Genomic DNA, 4,885 nt, shown 5'->3' with positions numbered 1-4,885 from the left:
GCGGCGCCGCCGGCTTGGCTCTGCGGATCGGCAATGCCGATCAGGTCGACCGCGGACGGCGTGCCGGCGCCCGCGAGATCGAGCGGCTTTAGCCCGCGCGCGCCATAAATGCGCAACAGCGCCAGCCCGTGCGCCTTGTCCTCGGCGATCCGGTCGGCGTGGCCGAAATTCGGTATCGTAATGGCGAGGCAGCTATCGGTGACATCGCGGTCGGCCAGGATGGCGCCGTCCTCGCTGACGACGATGCCGGTGCCATAGTCAACGCTACGCCGCGGCGGAGGTGCGGCGCTTACCGCAGGGAAGGGCGTGAACGCGCTCGACATCGCGATCACGACCGGCGCGACGGTGGTTTCGCTTGCCGGGTCGTAGAGAATGGTGAGGATGCGGACCTCATCGCCCTTGAAGGTGCCGCGGATGTAGAACTTCTTCGGACCTTGCAGGCCTGAGAGCACGAAGAAATCGGGCTTTACCACGCTGTACTCGACCGTGCGGCCCGGCGGGTCCTGCTTCGCGCGATCGGACAGCGCCGCTGTGGTCGGATTGGCTTCCTTGCGCCTGCCGAGCAGCACCTGCACGGCGCCGTCAGCCGAGCTCCATCTGGAGCCGTTGGCGTCGCTCACCTGCTGCGGCACTAGCTTGCTCGGAATCCCGAGCCGAGCGCCGCTGACGGGATCGGTGGCGATCTTCCAGCCGACCGCCTCCTGCTTGTGCCGCGCGGCGTCGGCGAGCACGGCACGCTCCTGTGGCGTCAGCACGCCGGTCGGCTGGCCGCCCTTCGACTTCTGATACTCCTTGACCGCGTTGACCAAGCGCGCGCTGGCGTCGCCATTGATGGGACCGTTGTATTGTCCGATCCAGGCCAGATCCGATTGCAGCGCGAGTCGGTCGGCGTGCGCCACGGCGTCGGCCGGCGCCTGCCCCGGAGGGCGCACCGGCACGATGGCAACGGCCTTGCCTTTGGGCTCGACTGAAGCCGGGGGCGTCATCTGCGCCAACGCAGGCGAGCTTGCCAGCAGCAAGGCGCTCATACAGGTTGCCGCGGGCAATGATCTCATGACAAATCTCGACATACTTGCGGGAGGCGCAAACAAGCACATCTGCTTGGTCGGTCTCAACCAGCGGCGGGTTCAGCCGTTTGGATTCGCCGTGTCGGGTTCGCGGATGATGTGGGAAGGATGTTGTGGGCGATGCTGAGCGAGGACGAACTGGAGCGCTACGCCCGCCACATCGTACTGCGCGATGTCGGCGGTCCCGGGCAGACGGCGTTGAAGCGGGCAGCGGTCCTGGTGGTCGGCGCCGGCGGGCTCGGCGCGCCGGCTCTGATGTATCTGGCTGCGGCCGGCGTCGGCACGCTCGGCATCGTCGACGATGATGTCGTGTCGCTCTCCAACCTGCAGCGCCAAATCATTCACGCCACGCCTGACATCGGCCGGCCGAAGGTCGACAGCGCCGCCGAGCGCCTCAATGCGCTCAACCCGCATGTCAGCGTTATCACGCATGATGTCCGGCTCGCGGCCGACAATGTGCTCGGGCTGCTGGCTGGCTATGATCTCGTGCTTGACGGCTCCGACAATTTCGAGACCCGCTATCTGCTGTCGGATGCCTGCTTTCTGGCAGCGCGGCCGCTGATCTCGGGCGCGCTCGGCACCTTCGATGCGTCGCTGACCACGATCCGTGCACATGAGAAGAACGCGGATGGCGTGTTCAATCCGACCTATCGCTGCCTGTTTCCCGAACCGCCGCCGCCCGGCACCGTGCCCGCCTGCGCGGAGGCCGGCGTGCTGGGGGCGCTCGCCGGCACGCTGGGATCGATGATGGCGCTCGAGGCGATCCGCGAGATCACGGGCTTCGGCGAAGGCCTGGTCGGGCGTCTGCTGATGCTGGATGCCCGCACCATGCGCTTCGAGACGCTGCGCTATGGTCGCGATCCCGGCAATCCGCTCAACGGCGACGGCGCGGTGATCAAGGATCTCAGCGCGTATCTGTGAGTGTTGTGAACTCCTGCGTATCGGACGGTGCGCTCCCTCCCCGTTCTTCACGGTGAGAGGGCGGGATGAGGGGGCATGCGCACGCGCAGTGCGAGTAGTTAATCCTGTACCCCTTTCACCCGGATGTCATCTTCGATGCCATCCGACCTCTCCCCGCAAGCGGGGCGAGGTTAAGCAGCCGGCGTGTCGCTGCCGTCGTGATCCATTATCTCACGCCGTGATATCACCTCGTCAGCCGTCGTTCGCTGTCCATGTGCGCGAGCTGGGCTTCCTGGTAGCGGGCGCCGGCGGCGATGCCGGGCGGGAAGGCGTCTCCGAGCGCCTTCAGATGCGCCGCCGACAGCTTCACCTGAAGCGCGCCGAGCGCCTCGGCGAGACGGTCGCGGCGGCGGGCGCCGACCAGCGGCACGATATCCTCACCCTGCGCTGCGACCCAGGCGATCGCGACCTGCGCGGGTGTCGCGCCGATCTCGCCGGCGATGCCACGCAGCGTTTCGACCAGCGCCAGATTGCGGTCGAGATTGTCGCCCTGGAAGCGCGGCGCGTTGTGGCGGAAATCAGTTTGCGTGTTGCGGTCCTTCGACCAATGGCCGCTGATCAGGCCGCGAGACAACACGCCATAGGCCGTGATGCCGATGCCGAGCTCCCGGCAGGTCTTCAGGATATCGCTCTCGATGCCGCGCGAGATCAGCGAATACTCGATCTGCAGCTCGGCGATCGGATGCACCTTGTGAGCGCGGCGGATCGTCTCCGAGCCGACCTCGGACAGGCCGATATGCTTGATGTAGCCGGCCTGCTTGAGCTCGGCCATTGCACCGATCGTGTCCTCGATCGGCACCGAGGGATCGAGACGGGCCGGGCGGTAGATGTCGATCGCCTCGACGCCGAGGCGCTGCAGCGAGTAGGACAGGAAATTCCGGATCGCGACCGGGCGGCTGTCATAGCCGAGCCAGCTCCGGTCAGGTCCGCGCAGGGCGCCGAACTTGACCGAGATCTGCACATTGCGCGACCCGACCGACGCGAGCGCCTCGCGGATCAGCATCTCGTTATGGCCCATGCCGTAGAAGTCGCCGGTATCGAGCAGGTTGATGCCGGCATCGAGCGCAGCACGGATGGTCGCGATACTCTCGCTGCGGTCGGTCGGGCCGTAGAAATCGGACATGCCCATGCAGCCGAGGGCGAGGGCGGAGACGGTGGGACCGCTGGTGCCGAGGCGATGCTGTTCCATGATGATTCTCCCAAAGCGATCGAGGGCGGGGCGAAGCCGCCCGGCGAGCGAGATATCGGTCCGATTCCATCTTTTCGGGAAGCTGGACAATTGCGAATGCACTGTTCAGAATGCCGAACAATGGCCCAGCCCCAGCTTCGTGACATCCAGGCCTTTGTTGCGGTCGCCCGCAGCGGCAATTTCAGCCGCGCCGCTCGTGAGCACGGGCTTGCCGTCTCCAGCCTGAGCCAGCGCATCAAGGATCTGGAACAGCAGCTCGGGGTGCGGTTGCTGAACCGCACGACCCGCAGCGTCGCGCTGACCGAGGCGGGGGAATTGCTGCTGGCACGGGTGACGCCGGCGCTTGGCGAAGTCGACGCGGCGATCGACCAAGTGCGCGGCCTCCATGAAATTGCTGCGGGCCGGCTGCGCATCAACGCACCGCCGCCGGCGGTGGACCTGGTGCTGGCGCCGATGGTGGCGCCGTTCCTCAAGGCGCATCCCCGGATCGAGCTTGAGGTCGTGGCCGAAAGCGGCTTCGTCGATATCGTGCAGGCCGGGTTCGACGCCGGCGTGCGCTATGGCGAGCATCTGGCGCAGGACATGATCGCGGTGCCGCTCGGCGGCACGCAGCGCTACGCAGTGGTGGCGAGTGCGCAATATGTTGCGCAGCATGGGCGACCCGCCCATCCTCGGGACATGCTACAACATCCCTGTATCCGCACGCGTTTTTCGTCCGGCGCGATGATGGATTGGGAATTCGAGAAAGACGGCCATGTGGTCAGGGTGGCGCCGCCTGCGGCACTGGTCGGCACCCATCTCGGACTGGCTCTTCGCGCAACAATCGACGGCGTCGGCTACTGGGCGACGTTGGAGGGCTATGTGCGGGAGGCGCTGGCGTCGGGCCGGTTGGTCAGCGTGCTGGAGGAGTGGTGTCCGCCGTTTCCCGGGCCGTATCTGTACTATCCAAGCCGCCGTCAGCCACCGCCCGCGCTCGCCGCCTTCGTGGCGTTCGTCGCCGCGTGGCGAAAGCGCGAGGGGACCTCGGCTGGCGACCTAGGCGCATAGCCTTTGCCAGTGCCGTCCCGGTCAGGCGCGCAATTACGCACCTGACCGGGACGACATCCGTTATGCCGAGCCGCTTGTGCACTCCCAATGACTGTCGCCGGGACGAAAGCGAGTTCGACGCGACCGGCAAGCCCTACAGCATATTCGGCAGCACCCGGTCCGGCGGCTTGTGGCTGTCGAGGAAGGTCTTGATGTTGATGATGACCTTCTCGCCCATCTCGACGCGGCCCTCGATCGTCGCCGAGCCCATATGCGGCAGCAGGGTCACCTTGCCGGCCTTGGCGAGCCGGACCAGGCGCGGATTGACCGCGGGCTCGTGCTCGTAGACGTCGAGGCCGGCGCCGGCGATCTCGCCGGCTTCGATCAGCCGGGTCAACGTCTCCTCGTCGATCACCTCGCCGCGCGCGGTGTTGACGATATAAGCGTCCTTGCGGATCAGCTTCAGCCGCCGTGCCGACAACAGATGGAAGGTCGCCGGCGTGTGCGGACAGTTGATCGAGAGGATGTCCATCCGCGCCAGCATCTGGTCGAGGCTCTCCCAATAAGTCGCGCCAAGCTGCTCGGCGATCACAGGGGCCACCGGGCGGCGGTTGTGATAGTGGATCTGCAGGCCGAAGGCGCG

General features: G+C 66.4%; 5 protein-coding genes. 2 read left to right on the top strand and 3 right to left on the bottom strand.

Annotated features, from left to right (window positions below; translation table 11 throughout):
* The coding region (locus tag WA702_RS27475; protein WP_425113684.1) for a peptidoglycan-binding domain-containing protein at positions 1 to 1,055 on the bottom strand (1,055 nt) is incomplete at its 3' end.
* A 132-nt stretch (positions 1,056 to 1,187) separates the two neighbouring features.
* Here WA702_RS27475 and WA702_RS27470 point away from each other — a divergent pair.
* Positions 1,188 to 1,988 carry a HesA/MoeB/ThiF family protein gene (locus WA702_RS27470; protein ID WP_425113683.1) on the top strand — a complete coding sequence of 267 codons (801 nt, stop codon included), beginning with the start codon at positions 1,188 to 1,190 and terminating at the stop codon, positions 1,986 to 1,988.
* A gap of 223 nt (positions 1,989 to 2,211) precedes the next feature.
* Here WA702_RS27470 and WA702_RS27465 read toward each other — a convergent pair whose 3' ends face one another.
* On the bottom strand, positions 2,212 to 3,216 hold the full coding sequence (locus WA702_RS27465; RefSeq protein WP_425113682.1) for an aldo/keto reductase: 1,005 nt from the start codon (positions 3,214 to 3,216) through the stop codon (positions 2,212 to 2,214).
* Positions 3,217 to 3,336: 120 nt separating this feature from the next.
* On the opposite strand from WA702_RS27465, the gene WA702_RS27460 reads away from it, so the two are divergent.
* Complete coding sequence (locus WA702_RS27460) at positions 3,337 to 4,263, top strand: LysR family transcriptional regulator (protein WP_425113685.1); 927 nt, start codon at positions 3,337 to 3,339, stop codon at positions 4,261 to 4,263.
* A 133-nt stretch (positions 4,264 to 4,396) separates the two neighbouring features.
* Here the strand turns inward: WA702_RS27460 and WA702_RS27455 are convergent.
* Positions 4,397 to 4,885 (bottom strand): 2-hydroxyacid dehydrogenase (locus WA702_RS27455; RefSeq protein WP_425113681.1); only part of this gene is annotated, 489 nt, incomplete at its 5' end.

Source organism: Bradyrhizobium sp. (genome assembly GCF_049798375.1).
Taxonomy (GTDB): Bacteria; Pseudomonadota; Alphaproteobacteria; order Rhizobiales; family Xanthobacteraceae; genus Bradyrhizobium.
Note: the sequence above shows the minus strand (reverse complement) of the source record. Positions and strands in the feature narration are given on the sequence as shown.

Bases quoted from the DNA above. Each gene is read 5' to 3' on its own strand.
- WA702_RS27465 (WP_425113682.1), bottom strand. From the start codon at position 3,216: ATGGAACAGCATCGCCTCGGCACCAGCGGTCCCACCGTCTCCGCCCTC.
- WA702_RS27470 (WP_425113683.1), top strand. From the start codon at position 1,188: ATGCTGAGCGAGGACGAACTGGAGCGCTACGCCCGCCACATCGTACTG.
- WA702_RS27460 (WP_425113685.1), top strand. From the start codon at position 3,337: ATGGCCCAGCCCCAGCTTCGTGACATCCAGGCCTTTGTTGCGGTCGCC.